Annotated in this window: 11 protein-coding genes; 6 read left to right on the top strand and 5 right to left on the bottom strand. The window is 66.2% G+C overall.

Features of this window, described 5'->3' with window-relative positions; genetic code table 11:
- Window positions 1–82 precede the first annotated feature (82 nt).
- A complete protein-coding gene (locus G6N18_RS14325; protein WP_234806189.1) occupies window positions 83–3,277 on the bottom strand; it encodes an ATP-binding protein in 3,195 nt (1,064 codons plus the stop codon).
- Window positions 3,278–3,457: 180 nt separating this feature from the next.
- On the opposite strand from G6N18_RS14325, the gene G6N18_RS14330 reads away from it, so the two are divergent.
- The 6 genes from G6N18_RS14330 (at window position 3,458) to G6N18_RS14355 (ending at window position 10,652) form a co-directional block, all read left to right on the top strand.
- Window positions 3,458–3,907, top strand: a complete 450-nt coding sequence (locus G6N18_RS14330) for a hemerythrin domain-containing protein (RefSeq protein ID WP_165757346.1) — start codon at window positions 3,458–3,460, stop codon at window positions 3,905–3,907.
- Window positions 3,908–3,934: 27 nt separating this feature from the next.
- Window positions 3,935–4,558: a TIGR03085 family metal-binding protein gene (locus tag G6N18_RS14335; RefSeq protein WP_083003560.1), complete on the top strand. Its 624-nt coding sequence runs from the start codon at window positions 3,935–3,937 to the stop codon at window positions 4,556–4,558.
- A 40-nt stretch (window positions 4,559–4,598) separates the two neighbouring features.
- On the top strand, window positions 4,599–5,531 hold the full coding sequence (locus tag G6N18_RS14340) for an LLM class F420-dependent oxidoreductase (RefSeq protein ID WP_083003591.1): 933 nt from the start codon (window positions 4,599–4,601) through the stop codon (window positions 5,529–5,531).
- Between the two features lie 49 nt (window positions 5,532–5,580).
- Window positions 5,581–6,057 carry a hypothetical protein gene (locus G6N18_RS14345; protein WP_067220797.1) on the top strand — a complete coding sequence of 159 codons (477 nt, stop codon included), beginning with the start codon at window positions 5,581–5,583 and terminating at the stop codon, window positions 6,055–6,057.
- Window positions 6,058–6,230: 173 nt separating this feature from the next.
- Window positions 6,231–9,422: an ATP-binding protein gene (locus G6N18_RS14350; RefSeq protein WP_083003563.1), complete on the top strand. Its 3,192-nt coding sequence runs from the start codon at window positions 6,231–6,233 to the stop codon at window positions 9,420–9,422.
- Between the two features lie 3 nt (window positions 9,423–9,425).
- Entirely contained in the window at window positions 9,426–10,652 is a 1,227-nt protein-coding gene (locus G6N18_RS14355) for a glycosyltransferase (protein ID WP_083003566.1), read from the top strand.
- Window positions 10,653–10,669: 17 nt separating this feature from the next.
- Here the strand turns inward: G6N18_RS14355 and G6N18_RS14360 are convergent, their stop codons facing one another.
- From G6N18_RS14360 to G6N18_RS14375, 4 genes are all read right to left on the bottom strand, one after another.
- Window positions 10,670–12,166 carry a dynamin family protein gene (locus G6N18_RS14360; protein ID WP_083003569.1) on the bottom strand — a complete coding sequence of 499 codons (1,497 nt, stop codon included), beginning with the start codon at window positions 12,164–12,166 and terminating at the stop codon, window positions 10,670–10,672.
- A 65-nt stretch (window positions 12,167–12,231) separates the two neighbouring features.
- On the bottom strand, window positions 12,232–14,094 hold the full coding sequence (locus G6N18_RS14365) for a dynamin family protein (protein WP_083003572.1): 1,863 nt from the start codon (window positions 14,092–14,094) through the stop codon (window positions 12,232–12,234).
- Window positions 14,095–14,200: 106 nt separating this feature from the next.
- Window positions 14,201–15,196, bottom strand: a complete 996-nt coding sequence (locus tag G6N18_RS14370; RefSeq protein WP_163689887.1) for an IniB N-terminal domain-containing protein — start codon at window positions 15,194–15,196, stop codon at window positions 14,201–14,203.
- Between the two features lie 339 nt (window positions 15,197–15,535).
- Window positions 15,536–16,054 (bottom strand): Rv0340 family IniB-related protein, encoded by a 519-nt coding sequence (locus G6N18_RS14375; protein WP_067225852.1) that lies wholly within the window; start codon window positions 16,052–16,054, stop codon window positions 15,536–15,538.
- Between the last annotated feature and the right edge of the window lie 170 nt (window positions 16,055–16,224).

Below are 16,224 nucleotides of genomic sequence, written 5' to 3' on the forward strand. Positions count from 1 at the left end.
GGTGGGATTTCCCGAACTCCTACAAGCCACCGCGGCACGTCGAGCGCGCGATCGCCGCGAGACACCTGCCGAGTCACGCCGATCACCCCCGCGTCGTACGCCGCGGGCCTAGCCGACCTGATGGGGCTCTCAAACTCAACGCCAGATGTGTGACGCTCGCCTCGAATTCCGCTTCTTGGGCTCTCATTCGGAAGCGAGCCAGGAACCGCCGGTGGCCCGGCTCGTCGCCGCGAGCTCGCGCAGTCATCGCGTTCAGACGCAATAGGGGCAGCTCGTGCATGAGATAACCGGGGTCGGTCGGTACCGCCGCCAGCCTGTCAATCGCCTGCTGGGCGGCGGCGAGGTCATCTGCCAGCCCGCGTCGTAGCAGCGCCTCGACCAGAACCGTGGTCGCTGCGCCGCGCGAAATCATCTCACCCGTTTCGAACTGTTCGTCAACGGTGGACTGCGCCAACGCGATTGCCCCATCGAGATCACCGCTGCGGGCCCGGTGGGCTGCGAGCTCGATATCGGCGAAGCGCCGCAGCGCGCTCGACAACCTCGACAGGCGGTCGTATACCTCGACCAGCAGATTCACTCCGTCCTCGCGATACTGCGGCGCGGCGTGGATCAGCGTGATGCCGCGAATCAGCCTCACGAGCGTGATGGCGGTGGTGTCATCGGACGTGTCGGCGGCCTCGAGCCATTCCGCCGTTCGGTCCACATCCGTCTGGTCAGGGACAACCGATTCGCATTGAAACGCCAACACGTGCTTGTACAGCGCGCCGTTGCACATGGTTCCGATGTCGAACCGCACGGCGATCTCGAGCGCACGGTCGAGGTCGGCGAGCCAGCCCGTCCGGCCAAGACACATCTTCGCGGTGCCCCGCAAGGCGTGGGCCCATCCGAGCGGGCTCGCGATGATGATGTTGCCCATCTTCTCGTCACCACGGGCCAGCTCGATCACCCGCTCGGCAAATCTCAGACATTCAGCCACTTCGCCCGATTCGTATTTCACCTGAGCCGCCGCCGGAAGCAGCCCCACTGTCATCACGTCATCGCCGATCGCCTCGACCAACGTGACCAATTCAGAGGCCATCCGCGACGCTTCGCGATGATGCGACATGAACGCCAGGGTCGTGAGGTGCCCGGCCATGCCGATCGCGAGCGAAGTCTTGTCGCCGGCTTCCGACGTGAGCCGCTGCAGCTCGTCGAACCCGGTGTCCGCCGGTCCACCGCCCACACGAAATGTCGTCGCGCAGATCAACGTTCGAGGTGCAATCCGCATCGACAGCCGCGCCGGATCGTCGCCTGGCAAGCGGTCGGCGACGGCACGGGCACGCTGCCAACTCGTCAGCGCCGCGCGGTGATCCCGATTGTCGAACCACGATCCGGCCCGCATGTGCCACTCAAACGCTTCGCGGAAGTCACCGGCGGCCTCCCAGTGTGTGGCAATCAGCGCGGCGTTCTCGTCGATCGGGTCGATCACCGTCGCCAGCCGGCGGTGCAGCTTCTCCCGCTCAGATCGCAACTGCGAATGGTAAGCGACCTGCTGGATCAGCGGATGACGAAAGGCGTACTCAGCAGGTGGCCCCGCCGAGACCGCGACGATCAGTTCGCCATCGATCAGTCCCGCCGTCGCGGCGGCCGGCGTCAGCTTCCCGAGCAGGTCCGCGCTGAACCGTGCACCGATCACAGCCGCCGCGTGCAGGGTCCGCTTCGCAGGCTCGTCGAGCCGGTCTATACGCGCACCGATGGCGGCCTGCAGCGTGGCGGGCACGTGGATGTCCTCGACCGCTGTGACGCACCGGTACGCGCCGCCGGCCCCTTGCAGGACGCCGCGCTCGGCGAAGTCTCGGACGATTTCCTCGGCGAAGAACGGGACTCCGGCGGCTCGGTCGGTGACCAAGCCGGCCAGGGCGCGGACCGACGGATCGCCTCCGAGAAGTTCGACGGTCAACTCTGAGCTTTGCGAATCGTCAAGTGGAACAAGCGTTATGGTTCCCATGTTCGCAACCGCTGCCAGCGCGCCCCGGTACTCCGGACGGTAGGTCACCAACATCGATGACCGTGTTCGGGGCAGTGCGGCCGCCAGCTCGGCAAGCAAACCCTCGCTGACAGCATCGATCCAGTGCACGTCTTCGACGACGTACACCGCGGGTGTCCGCCGGGCGACGGCGCCCGTGTTGAGAATCTCGACGATGCGGCGGCGGCGGGCGTCGGGACCGACCTCGACCAGCGCTGCGTCGGGGTCTCGGATACCGAGCAGGTCGTCGAGCAGCGAGATGTCCTGCTCGTCGTGATCCGCGAGCCTGCTGCGCAGCTGAGCCCGCGCCTGCTCGGACGACAGGCCGGTGAGGCCCATTGCGGCGCGCAGAGTCCGCGCGATGACATGGAATGAGACGTCGCGGGTGTGCGATTCGCAGTAGGTGTAAAAGACTTCCGCGCCCAGGGTTTTCGCGATGGTCGTCGACTCCCGGATCAATCGGCTCTTGCCGATGCCCGGTGGCCCCACAACCGTGACGACACCCCCGCGCCCACCCATGGCGGCATGCAGCGCTTCCCGAACCGCCGCCATTTCGCGGTCGCGCCCGACAAGACGAGATTCACTCTTCGCGGCCCTTTGGTGTTGGGTGTCGACGGCCAGCAGCGGACGCGCGGTCACCGGGTCGGCGACGCCTTTGATGTTCACCGACCGCGACTCACCCAGGGCGGTCTGGTCCTCAACAAGCCGGGCAGTCGACTCGCTGAGCATCACCCCACCGGGTTCGGCGACGGACTCCATCCGCTGTGCCATGCCGACCTGCTGACCCGACACGGTGTATTTCATCGGTCCTGAGTCGATGTCGCCGACGACCACCTCGCCCGAGTTCAGGCCGATCCGCAGTTGCAGGGCGATACGGTCGCGCGGGTAGACCTCGGCCGCCAGCGCGCGGGCCTGTGCCTGCACGTCCAACGCGGCGAGACAGGCGCGCAGAGCGTGATCCTCCATCGCGTGGGGCGCGCCGAACAGCGCCATGAACCCATCGCCGGTGAACTGGTTCATCGTGCCGCCGTACCGCTGCACCACCACACCGGACCGCTGGATGAGGTCGGTCATCAGCTCGCGCAAGCGTTCGGCACCGAGCGCTTCTGCGATGTCCATCGACCGCACCACGTCGGCGAACAGAATCGTGACTTGCTTGTACTCGGTCAGATGATCTGGTCCCGACAGCGCGGCGCCGCAGGCATCACAGAACCGCGCTTGATCGCGCGGCTTCGCGCCGCATCGTTGGCATGCGGACGGCGCAGTCTTCACATCACCTCTTCGCACGCTCGAGGCTGGTCGATACGGTGCATTGTCCGTCGGTAGACGCATTACGAGGCGAACTTGACCAAGTGCTGCCGAAGAACTTCCCTTGTCAAGGGCGGGGCCGGTCGCACCGGGTGCTTCCCGAGTAGCGTCGAAACCGTGTGTCAGTACTGCGGTTGCCGGGACATGCCGCTGATCCGTGACTACATCGCTGAACATGCCCGCGTGCTGAACCTCGGCGCTGGAGCGGTCCGGGCGATCGACCGCGGCGATCTCGATTCGGCACGCCGCTTGCTTGCCGAGATGGCGTCGGAGTTGAAATCACACTGGCGTGGCGAAGAAAACGGGCTGTTCAAGGTGATGGCGCGCGAAGAGTTGTTCGCCGAGCATATCGATCCGCTGATCCGCGAACACCGCGAACTGAACGACTTACTTGCCACGGTGGATCTGACCCGTCCGGATGATCAGGCCGCGATCCGCGACGCGATGGAAGAACTGTGGGAGCACACCCGCAAAGAGGAGGACGGGATCTTCCCGGCCGCGCTCACTTCCCTGGACGGCGACGCGTGGGACGCCGCGATCGAGGCGTGGCACGAGGCCCATCCCGACCGCGAGATGGTCAAGTGGAGCGTGTGAGGGCCGCCCGTCCTTAAGGTGAAACGCATGACCGCCGCCCAACGCGAACGCGCCGCACTCGTCGAAACCATGCGCACCGTCGGCCCGGATGCGCCGACCCTGTGCGGCGACTGGACGACCCGCGACCTCGCCGCCCACCTGGTGGTCCGCGAGCGCAGGCTCGACGCCACCCCCGGCATCGCGATTCCCGCGCTGGCCGGTTACACCGACAAGGTGCAACGGCAGACCGCGTCGAGCACCGAGTGGGACGAGCTGCTGGCCAAGGTCGCCTCAGGCCCACCGCTGTTCTCACCATTCAAGCTGCTCGACCCGGTGGCCAACATGGGCGAGATGTTCATTCACCACGAAGATGTCCGCCGCGCCCAATCCGATTGGGAACCAAGACCACTCGATGACGACACCATCAAGGCACTGAGCCGCTCACTGCCCCTGATGGCGAGGATGACGCTCGCCAAGGCGCCCGCGCGGATGACGCTGAAGACCCCGCAGGGCAAGGTGCTCGCCACCGTCGGAAAGGGTTCCGCGGTGACCCTCACCGGTGAACCGCAGGAACTGCTGCTGTTCATCTCCGGCCGCGACGCCGTTCGGGTCGACTTCGACGGCGACGCCCAGACCGTCGCCGCAGTCCGGGCCAACCGCCGCGGGCTGTAGCGCCAGCCCGCCGCTTAAGCTGGCGGCCGTGAGTTCATCGCTGGATTTCCGCGTCTTCGTCGAACCTCAACAAGGCGCCACCTACGGCGACCAACTCGCGGTCGCCCGGGCCGCCGAGAAACTCGGCTATTCGGCGTTCTTTCGATCCGACCACTACCTCGCGATGAGCGGCGACGGCCAACCGGGCCCCACGGACTCCTGGGTCACGCTGGCAGGCATCGCCCGCGAGACGTCGACGATCCGGCTCGGCACGATGGTCACCTCGGCGACGTTCCGGTATCCGGGGCCCCTGGCGGTCTCGGTCGCGCAGGTCGACGAGATGAGCGGTGGCCGGGTGGAATTCGGTATCGGTGCCGGCTGGTTCGAGGCCGAACATCAGGCGTATGCGATCCCGTTCCCGTCACTGCGGGAACGCTTCGACCGGCTCACCGAACAACTCGAGATCATCACCGGCCTGTGGACGACGCCGCGGGGCCAGACATTCGACTACTCGGGCGACCACTACACGGTCGTCGAGTCTCCCGGATTGCCCAAGCCCGCACAGACGCCGCACCCGCCGATCATCGTCGGCGGGCAGGGCGCCAAGCGGACGCCGGCGTTGGCCGCGAAGTTCGCCGCCGAGTTCAACGTCCCGTTCGTGCCGCTGGAAACGGCCAAGACCCAGTTCGAGCGGGTCGCCGCGGCGGTCTCGGAGGCCGGCCGGTCCGCCGATTCGATGACGTATTCCGCGGCGTTCGTGCTGTGTGCGGGCCGCGACGACGCCGAGATCGCCCGACGAGCGGCGGCGATCGGCCGTGAGGTCGACGAGCTGCGCAGCAACTCCGCGACGGTCGGCACCCCTGCAGAGATCGCCGACAAACTCAGCACATTCTCCGAGGCCCGGATGCAGCGCGTGTACCTGCAGGTTCTCGATATGTCCGATCTGGAACACCTGGAGTTCTTCGCCGGCGAAGTCATCCCGCAACTCCGCTAAGTGTGACGCGGACCTTCGATCCGTACCCCTGAACGCCTACTATCGGCCCGTGGCGCGAAACGGACCTCCCGACGACCCGAACTACCCCGACAACGACCCCACCGCCTACATCGACTACGGCGACGACGGTGGCTACGGCCAACCGCCCCAGGGTCCGGTTCCCTGGTACCGCAAGCCCGCGGCCCTGGTCGCCTTCGGCGCGCTCGGCGCATTGATCGTCGCCCTGATCGTGTGGGGGCTCGCCAATCTGATCAGCGACGACAACACCACCGAACCGACCTCGTTGACTCCGCTGACCACGACGTCACGCACGGCGACGGCCACCACCTCCGCGACACCGGAAACCGTCACGGAGACCGTCACTCCCACCACCACTGCGCCGCCGATCACGACGACCACCGAGCCGACCACCACGACTACGACAACGACGACGACCGTGCCGCCGACGACCAGCGTCAGCACCAGCACGGAGACCAGCACCGAAACCGTCACCGAAACCGTGACGGCGCCGCCGCCAGGGCCGTAGCCGCCGTCGAGCGCACGCTTGATGCACGGTTTCTCGCGAGTCGTGTACACCGACCGTGCGCGCGGCGCATAGAGGTTGGCGTCCCGTTCGACCAGGTTGTCGGTTATCGGCCGCTTCGCTGGCCGATCTGCGATGATCAACGCGGAAATTGACGGCGCAGGAGATATAGGGGGATGGCCGGTCCGCCCAGTGAAATCGCCGACCGGTGTGGGTCATGTGGCCATGATCTCCGCGCCGGAGCGCGCTTCTGCGACGCCTGCGGAGTCCGGGTTTCTCCACAGCAGCCCGACGGTGAACACAAGCACGTAACGGTGCTGTTCGCCGACGTAGTCGGCTCGATGCAACTCGCGGCGCGGCTGGATGCCGAGCGACTGCAGGAGATCATGCATGAGCTGTTCAACCGCGCTGGGGCGGTGGTGCAGCGCTACCAGGGAACCGTCGACAAGTTCACCGGCGACGGCTTGATGGCATTGTTCGGCGCTCCAAGGGCTCTCGAAGATCACGCACTGCGGGCTTGCATCGCAGCGCTGGAAATCCAGTCGGCAGCCCGAGAGCTCGCAGAGGAAGTGCGCAACCGGGATGGCGTCGCACTGTACTTGCGTGTCGGCCTGAACTCCGGTGAAGTCATCGCCGGTGAAATCGGCTCGGGCCCCGGCAGTTACACGGCGATCGGTCATCCCGTCGGGATGGCCCAACGAATGGAGGCGGCCGCTGCGTCGGGGGTAGCCTTGTGCTCGATGTCGACCGCTCGGCTCGTCGAAGACGCAGCGCGACTCGGCCCTATTCGTAAGTTCGCGGTCAAGGGTAGCGACACACGTGTACAGGCCCGTGAACTCCTCGCCGTCGAATCCGACCGAATTGTATTGGGACGCAACGAGGCAATGATGCTCGGCCGCGACGCCGAGATGGATCGATTGCGGACCCTCCTCGCGGCGCGACGAGGGTCGCTGGTCGGGATCGTCGGCGCGCCAGGCTTGGGAAAGAGCCGGCTCATCCGGGAATTCAGCGCGATAGCGGCCGACGACGGCGCCCGAGTGGTGGTCGCCCGCTGCGAAGCACACACCACACAGCTCGCGTTCCGTGCAGTGACACGGTTGCTGCGCGCCATGTTCGACGTCCAGGCGCAAAGCGACGACGACGCCCGCCAGCAGACGCTGGCCGCCTGTGCCGGGCTGGAGCCCTACTCGACCGATGCGCAGATCCTGTTCGACGCCATGGGTATCGCGGACCCCAGCGCTCCCGCGGTGAACGTCGGCGTCGACGGTCGACGACGGCGGCTCGTGGAGATGATGGGCCGGGCCGTGCGGGCGCATCCGACCAGATTCGTGTTCGTACTCGACGACGCACATTGGATCGACGAACCCAGCGACGCGGTCCTCGCTGATTTCGCCGCCACGCTCGCGCAGACCACGTCGATCTTCGTGACGACTTACCGACCCGAGTTCCATGGAGCGTTACACCGGCAATCGCAGCACACGCTGACACTCGAACCGCTGACGAATCCGAAAGCGCTGGAGTTGCTGGGCCAGCTTCTGGGCACCGATCCGTCGCTGGTTGGCGTCGCCGATCGAATCGCCGAAGCGGCGGCCGGATATCCGTTCTTCATCGAGGAAATCGTTCGCGATCTCGCCGGTCGCAGCGTGCTGTCCGGAAGCCGCGGCAGCTATCGGCTGGTCGCGAATATCGGCGAAATAACGGTTCCTGCAACGGTTCAGGCCGTGCTCGCGGCTCGTATCGACCGCTTGTCCGCCGACGCAAAGGCGATTCTGAATTCGGCCGCCGTGATCGGTACCCGGTTCGACGTCGATACCCTTCGCGTGCTGCGGCCCGGTGCCCTGACACCGGATTTGGCCGAACTGGTGTCTGCCGAGCTGATCGACCAGACGGAATTCGTACCGCGCCAACGCTATTGCTTCCACCACCCGCTGGTCCGCACGGTCGCCTACGACTCGCAGCTGAGCGGCACCCGGTCCCGAGCACACCGTCGCCTGGCAACCGCCATCGAAGCACGCGACCCCAGTGCCACCGAGGAGAACGCGGCATTGATCGCGACCCACCTGGAGGCAGCGGGCGAGCTTTCCGATGCCTACCGGTGGCACATGCGGGCAGCGGAGTGGCTTCGGCCGCGGGATGTGCGCGCCGCGCGCGCGGAATGGGACAGCGCGCGGCGTGTTGCCGATCAGTTGCCCGACGACCATCTCGACGTCATCGCCATGCGCGTCGCACCCAGGACGATGTTGATGTCGACACTGCTGTACGTCGGCGACGCGTCAGACACTGATGAGCTATTCGAAGAGTTCCGTGAGCTGGCGATAGCGGCTGGCGACCACAAATCGCTCGCTCTGGGTACGGCCGGACGCATCTTTTCATTGACGGTCAACGGTTTCCGTATCCGCGACGCCGCAGCGATGCTGCCGCACCTGGACGCGCTGGCAGCAAGTCTCGACATCGATGCAGAGACGCGCGCGATCATCCTGAACTCGCTGGGCTATGCCCATTTCGCAAATTGTGACTTCGAAGCGGCGCTGCGGGCGGTCAACGCAATCACTGACGTGATACCGGATGTGCCGCCGGTCGAAGTGGCTCCAGCCGTGATACTTCGCGGGGTCATCGAGGTATGTCTGGGTAACCCCGAGGTCGGTCGACGGCATCTTGAGGAAGGAGCTCGGCAAGCGCGCTCGCTTCCCGCTGTCAACTATTCTGCGGTGCAGGTCTACTGGGCGCTGCTGGTGGCCTTGGGCTTGCGCGAGGCAGCCGATCTGGTGGACAGCACCCGGGATGTACTCAGCCGCGCCGAGGCATTCGGCGATGCTTGCGGCATCATCATCGCGCAGTGGGCCTACGGCACGGTGTTGCTGCGGGCGGGCGAGGAGAATCGTGAGGAAGCGGTAGATGTGCTCCGACGCGCGCGGACCAACACCATGAAATATCGAGTTGGAGTGGTCGGCTTGACCACGGTTATATGCGATCTCGCACGCGACGCCGCCCGTCGCGGAGCGAAAGACGAGGCGATCGGCGAACTTCGAGCTCTGCGGTCACAAAGCAGCGGCTGCTCGCCGGTCTTCGGTGTGGTCGCGAATGAAGCCCTGGTCGAGCTCCTGACCGAGCGCGGAACCGTCGACGACCTCGCAGAGGCACATCGAATCGTCCAGCAATGGCAGGATGAGCGTCCCGGCATACCCGCTCTCGACTTGTGGTGGCTGAAGTGTCGCGCGTTGCTGGCCCGCGCCGAAGATCGCTCGGCTGCCTATGCGGAACTGGCGGCCCGATATCTCGAGCTCTGCGAAAGCCTTGATGCGCGAGGCAGATTGGACGAAGCACACCGGCTCGCGGATGAGTCGACTGTGCAAGCCGGGATCGTATGACACATGGCGAGAATCCTGGCGTACACCTCCCCCGCTTTGGGACACATGCTGCCGATCAGCGCTTTGCTGTCGGAGTTGTCACGCCGCGGCCACACCATCCACCTTCGCACTCTGTCCAGCGCGGTCGACATGGCAACACGCCTGGGTTTCGATGCCGCCGCGATCAACCCACACATCGAGTGCATCCCCCTCGGCGACGGGAATACGACCGATGCTCGTCGCGCCTTGCAGATCGGCGTCGCGGCCTTGGGCCGACGCGCCACACATGAAGTCACCGACCTCGCCGCAGCAATTGCCGATCTCGCGCCGGATGCGCTGCTGATCGACGTGAACTGCTGGGGAGCGCGGTCGGTAGCCGAGGCCGGTGATATTCCGTGGGCCTGCTTCTCGCCGTATACGCCTCCGATGCGGTCGCCCGGAGTGCCGCCGTTCGGGTTGGGCCTCAAACCGATGCAAGGAGCGCTCGGCCGAGCCCGCGATGCGTTGGTACAAGCCGTCGTCGGCCGATCGATCGAACGGACAATGCTGCCGTCGGTCAACACCATCCGCGCGAACGTCGGCCTGCCGGCGGTGGCCACGGCCGACGAGTACCTTCGTCGGGCGCCGCTGATGCTGGTGGCCACCGGTAAGCCGTTCCAGTACGAGCAGACCGATTGGGGCGATGCCGTCCACATGATCGGACCCTGCACCCTGGATCCCGGCTGCGGTACCGCTTCTGACTGGCTGGCCGACATCGACCGGCCGCTCGTTCTGGTGACGACGTCTTCCGAGCCGCAGGCCGACGCCGAACTCGTCTCGATGTCGTTGGCCGCGTTGGCCGATGAACCGGTGCACGTGATCGCCACCGTCCCAGCCGGCCCGTTGGAAGGCTTGACGACATCGCCCAACGCGACGGTGTGCGGAATGGTGCCCCACGAAGCCGTGCTGGCCCGTTCGGTGTGCGCAATCACCCACGGCGGGATGGGCGCGACGCAGAAGGCGCTTCTGCACGGCGTACCCGTCTGCGTCGTGCCATTCGGGCGAGACCAGTTCGAGGTTGCGAGACGCGTCGAGGTGGCCCGGTGCGGCACCCGGCTGCCCGCGAAGAAGCTGTCGGCACCGCGGCTGCGGACGAAAGTGCTGCAGGCGCAAACCATGACGGACGGCGCCAAACGCGTCGCGGCGGGATTCGAGGCGACCGGCGGAACCTCCCGAGGCGCCGATCTGTTCGAAGAGCGGATACTCCCCTAGCGAGCGTCGACTGCGACTCAGGCGCGCCCGCGGGCCGCATAGGCGGCGACGAGCGCTTCGGCGCTGCGCACCGCCGCCCGGCACGCGCGGGTGGTGAACGGGTCGTTCAACGGGTGCTCGGCCCGCCTGCGCCAGCGCTGGGCCGCCGCGAAGGCCGCGCGCGGCCCATCGTACGGATTGTCCGGTTGCAGGCCCAGCCTGCTGGCCGCGTCGGTACCGGACCCGCCGATGATCCGGCGCAGCGACGCCATCTCATCGTCGTTCAAAGTCGTTGGTCGAGAACGTAACTGGCTAAGCAGTCGCAGCTCTTCGAAAGCGTGCGTGTCGGCCAGCAGCGGATCGATATCGGCGAGGATGTACGGCGTCGCGTAGATCGGGTAGTGCTGCACGAACTGCCGCAGCGACAGCAATGCCGTGTGCGCCTTGAGCAGATCGGACCGCTGCGCGAACTGCTGGTCGATGACCTCTCGCAACGCCACCAGCCCGCTGCGCTCCAACAACTCGTCGGCCAGCGCCACCGAATCGCTGACACCGGCGCGCAACACCGCGATCGAGATCCGGATCCCGAACATGCCGAACCGGTCCAGCAGCGCCGCCCGCGTCGCCGCGTCCACGGGCAGCGAGCTGTCCTCGCGGACGAAGCGGTCCACCGACAGCATCGCCTTGGTCAGTTCGGCGGCGTCCACCCCGGCGAGTTTCTCCAGCGCGACGAACTCGCTCTGCCGCAGAGTCCGTGCCGTCAACGCCAGCAGGCCCGACACCGGGACCACCGCCTGACACGTTCCGGTCCGCTCCATCTCGACGGTGAATCGCGTCGCGACATCCTTGGCAGACAGCATCGCGTCGATCCGGCCGGCTCCGATCTCGTCGGCGCGGGACGCGACCCCGATCACGCCGAGCGCCCCGGCCGAGCCGCCGACCAGTTCGCCGATCTGTTTGAGCAGCGCGATGTCGGCGGCGTTGAGCGTGCGCAACAGGAAGACCACCGCGTCGACCCGTGGCACCCCGTCGTCGGGCACAAGCAGTCGCAGCGTGCGCTCGGAGACGTCACGGGACAACGACGAGGTGCCCGGGGTGTCGATGATCGTGGTGTCGATCAACTCGGCGGCCGGCCACTCGACGTCGAGATCGATGATGTCCTCGGGGTCGAGGCTGGCGAAGTCGAAGGTCAGTCCGCCCTCGTTCGGGTCCCGGCCGATCGGCACGTTGGACCGCCTGCCGCCACGGTGATTGGCGGTCACCTTTGGTGTGGGTCCGTGCCGGAACCATGTCACGATCCGGGTTGCCTCGGTGGCGTCTGTGGGCGCAATGTCTTCGCCCACAAGGGCATTCACCAACGTCGACTTGCCGGCCTTGAGCGTGCCCGCCAGCGCGATGCGGATCGGCTGGTTGAGCCGACCGCCGATGCGCTCCAACTCGTTGTGCACGTCAGGACGTTGGCGGTAAGCGGGGTCGGCCCGGTAGGCCTGCATGGTCCCGGCGAGGATCGCGCGCACCTGATCGCTAGTGCTCATCTCGCGCTACCTCGGCGTCCTCCCGCTCGGCGATGGCCAAGGCTCCAGCTTAGATACCGGCGCGGTTAGGTGGTTGCCACGGGTTGGGGCTCGGATTGGGCGGGCAGCAGCTTGACCGCGTGCTCGGTGACCTGGTTGAGGATGTTGAGTTGGCGCTCGAGTTCTTTGATCCGGCCGTTACGTTCGGCCTGCTCGACCTGCGCTGCCGCCAACGTCGCCTGCAGCGATTCGTTGAGCGATCTGGTCGTCTGGTTCGCGATGCCGCGATAGTGATCGCGCAACTGCCGCTGGATGGCCTTGAGCCGGTCCCGCGATTCCTTGCTGACCGCGAACTGCGTGTCGTCGATGAACCGTCGGGTGTTGGTCTTGGCCTCGTTGCGCACCCGCAGCATCCGGTTCTCGACGTTCTCCTTGTACGCCGTGCGTCCCATCAGCAGACCCGCGCCGAGCGAGATCGGGTTGAACATGCCCAATCCCGCGAACGACGTCATCATGCCGAACATCAGCACACCACCGTACGAACCCTGCATGCCCATGGTCAGCTTGCGGCCCTTGGTCAACTGCTTGGCCTCCAACCGGCCCAGCGACTTCATCTCCCCGAGGCTGGCGCCCATCCGGCTGGGGTCGAGCTCCGGCATGTTCACCGCATCGAGCCCCGCTTCGACGAACGTGCGGGCGACCTCGGCGGCCAGCACCTCGGCGCGCTGATAGGCCCAGACGAAGTTGTCGCCCACCGCGGTGGCGACCGCGTTCTCGAGTTCCGCACCGATCTCGGCCCAGTGCTGGGTCGGGTCGCACGAGTCGATGACCTTCTCGATGTGCTGGCTGATGACCCGGAACCGACCGCGCAGGTCATGGTCGACATCGGCGGTCAGGTCTGCGATTCCGTCGTTGAGCACCTGCTGCCACAGCGCCGTCTGCTGCAGCGCGTCCTGGGCCTCCTGCTTGCGCCGCTCGAGGTCCTCCTTGAGCCGGTCGCGGGTGCCCGGGTCGTTCAGCGCCGACAGCTCGGCCTTCACCTTCAGAGTCAGATGCTCGGCCGCGGAATGGATTTCGCTGACGACGTGATCGCGGATGCGGTCGTTCTGCCGCGACAGCACCTGCTCGCTGAGGAACTTCACGATGGCCGGGAAGTTCGACTCCTCGTTGAGCTCCTTGTCGTTGAGCTGGATCGCATGGGCGCGCAGCAGCGACGACGCCGGGATCATCGGGACGGACAGGCCGGCGCGCTGCAGGTGGGCGTTGTTGGCCTGCACGATCTGGCGCCAGTGCGGGTAGAGGTCGGTCTTGGTGGCGACAATTGCTGCGAGAGGGCAGATTTCGAACGCCTGGCGCATGAACGTCATCTCGGGTTCGGTGAACTCTTGGCTGGTGTCGCTGCACATCAGCAGCGCGTCGGCGTCGGGCAGCAGACCCAGCGTCGCCGACAGGTGCGGCTGGCCGTGCCCACCCACACCCGGGGTGTCCACGAACGCCAAGCCGTTCTTGAGCAGGGGGCTGGCCGCGGTGACCTCGACGCGGATCACCTCACGGCCGCCGGCTTGCGGCGCCCGCCGCAGATCGTTCTTGATGTCGGCCATCGGGATATCGATGGCTTCGGGTTCCTCGCCTTCGCCGCGCGCGACGATCAGCTTCGCGGCTGCGGTCTCGCCGTAGGTCACCACCGTCGCCAGCACCGTGCTCTCGTCGTCGCCCACCCGCGAGACGGGGACGTTCAGCAGCGAGTTCAGCAGCTGGCTCTTCCCCTGCTTGAGCTGACCGGCGATCACCACCCGAATCTGCGGGTCGGTGATGCGAACCTTGGCCTTGGCCAACCGCTCGACCAGGTCGCCTCGATCGTTGGCATCGGCGATCTTGCTGGTGTGGTCGATCAATTCGACGATGACCTTCACCTGTTTGGCCTTGGGTGCGTCGCTGGGTTGCGTCATGAAGTCCTCGTGTCGGAGACCGGATGGGCCGGTCAGTCAACGGTAGACGTGCCAACTGGCGGGGATCATGGTTTGATCCCCGCCAGTTGCGCTGTGTGGTTGTGGGTCAGAACAGGCCGGCGTCGACGGTGGTGTCGACATCGACATCGGTGTTGACCTGACCGGAGTTGTCGACCGAGTTGTCCTGCCCGGAGTTGTCGACGGAATTGTCCACCGAGTTGTCCACCGAGTTGTCCTCCACACTCGAGCCCCCGGAGATGCCGCCGGACACCCCGCCGTCGATGTCTCCGACGGTGGTCTGGTTGCCATCGACGTTGGTGGTGCTCGTGTCGCTGTCGTTGATCACGATGCCGCCACCGGCACCACCGGCACCGCCCGCGGCGTTGCCGCCGTCGTTGCCGACCCCGATCAGCCCGCCGCCACCATCGCCACCGACCGCGCCGCCACCGGCACCGCCGCTCATGTCGACGTCATTGATCACCGGGCCCTCGTTGTCGGAGATGATGTCCCCGCCGGCGCTTTGATCGCCGCTGTCGTCGATCTCGTTGTCCTCGCCGATGTTGACGTTGGAATCCTCGATGTCACCGGTGTTGACGTTCTCGTTGTCATCACCGACCACGTTGCCGTCACCCTCGACGTTGGTGGCGTCGATGTCCCCGGCGGTGCCGGTGTTGACCACACCGCCGTCGGTGGCGGTGTTGGTGGTCTTGTCACCGAAGGTGATGTCACCGAACTCCAACCCGACATTGCCGATGCCCTGCTGCTGATCCTCACCGGCATGACTGACGGTGGTGGTCTCCGGGCTCAAAAACCGGGTGTCGTTGTGGCTCAGGGTGTCGTTGTTCGACCACAGATCGGTCTGGCGCTGCGGAGCGAACGCGATCCCGTGAGTCTGGGCCACCGCCTGCTGCAAACCCAGCACCGGATCACCCCCACCATGCACCACCGCAGCCGGCGCCACGGTGGCCGCCACGGCCTGCACCTGGGCGGCGGAGACGTTGCCGAAGCCGGCCTGCTGCAATTCGCGGTCGGGGTCGGCCACGAACGCCGCAGCGGAAACCGGATCGCGGAACAGGTTCAGAAACCAGTCGATGAGGTTCATTGTCGGGTCCTTTCGAGTGTTCGGTTCTTGGTCTTGTCACCGGGCTGTCCGGCGAACTGAAGACCACGTTATGGGCACCGCGACTGCGCAGAAACGGGGTCGCAACCCCTCCCTGCGGACGACCGTCCCGGGATTGCGATGGGGGCTGCGTTAGGGGATTAGGGGGTGACCAGGGGACAGCGGAGACGGATGCCATCCGGTTGTGCGGTTTCCGACGCGACACGCCGAGGCAGGCGTAGCAGGACGCACAATCGAGGCAGGCACGCGGCGCTTCCACCCCAGCCAATCGCAAAAATGCGCGGCCCCGGAACGGGACCGCGCACTTTCGTCGCTGAATGGTCAGTCGAAGATGTCGAAACCGCCTGCATCGACATCCAGCTGCTGGACGTCGACCACCGCGTCGCTGAAGTCCTCGACCGTCGGCACATCGTCGACGTCGGTTTCCTCCATCACCGGCTGGTCGAACTGCAGCGATGTGTCGCCGGCAGCCGGGACGTCCGGGACGCCCGGATCGGCGAGGCCGGTGCCCGGATCGGCGATAACAGCGGTGTGCACGTCGTCGAACGTCTCGGCCGGCACATGGTCTCCGAACGCGTCGAAGGCGGCCGTGGCCGCGCCGCTGGCCCACACGTTGCCCGCCGCTTCGGCGACGCCGCCGTCCAGCCCGGCCGTCGGTACCGTCGTCGGAAGCGCTGACAGCGACTCGGAGACCACTGGGATCAGGGCGTTGACATCAGCACTGGTCACGTTGGTCAGATTGGCGTCGAGAATGGCTTGATCCGGATCGGCGGCGAACCGCGCGGCGGCGTCAGGATCGCGCACCACCGACATCACGAAATCGAGTAGCTCGTTGGCCATGAAACACCCTCCCTCCCTCAAACAGATATACGTAGCTAGATATGCGGCTGCGCTCAACAAGGCGCTGAACCCGATGCTATCGACGGCCACGGCGCTGGTGATCGGTGCGAAACCCACCTGTGTGGCCGGACCATTAGGGGACGCACCGTTAGGGGATTTCGCCGCACTAG

This window comes from Mycolicibacterium celeriflavum (assembly GCF_010731795.1).
Taxonomy (GTDB): Bacteria; Actinomycetota; Actinomycetes; order Mycobacteriales; family Mycobacteriaceae; genus Mycobacterium; species Mycobacterium celeriflavum.